Consider the following 415-nt stretch of genomic DNA (forward strand, 5'->3'; position numbering starts at 1 on the left):
GCCCTGGACCTGGGCCGCGGCACCGGCCGGGCCGCCGCGATCGGCGCGGCCGTGACCCTGCTGCTCACGGGGGTCGCCCTGCTGCTCGGCTGGACGATCGGCTCCGGCGGGCTCGGCGTGGGCGCCACGGCCGTGGTGCCGGAGCTGGACGGGCTGGCCCGCGAGGCGGCCGAGGAGCGGCTCGTGGCCGCCGGCCTGGACACCGCGGTGACCGCCCGGCACGACGAGCTGCGCACCGAGGGCACCGTGGTGGCCACGAGCCCGCAGGCCGGTCAGCAGGTGGACCGGGGCACGCCCGTCGAGGTGACGGTCTCCGCGGGGCCCGCGCCGGTGCCGGTGCCCGACCTGGCCGGCGTCGCCGTCCGCCACGCCCACGGCGTGGCCCGGGACGCCCGGTTCGCCGTCGAGGTGGACG

General features: G+C 80.7%; 1 protein-coding gene. It reads left to right on the plus strand.

Translation table 11 applies throughout. The features are described from left to right. On the plus strand, nucleotides 1-415 hold a 415-nt coding region (locus NWP10_RS12375; protein ID WP_258301099.1), incomplete at both ends, for a PASTA domain-containing protein.

Source organism: Micrococcus sp. HG099 (assembly GCF_024723355.1).
In the GTDB taxonomy this organism is placed as follows: domain Bacteria; phylum Actinomycetota; class Actinomycetes; order Actinomycetales; family Micrococcaceae; genus Micrococcus; species Micrococcus endophyticus.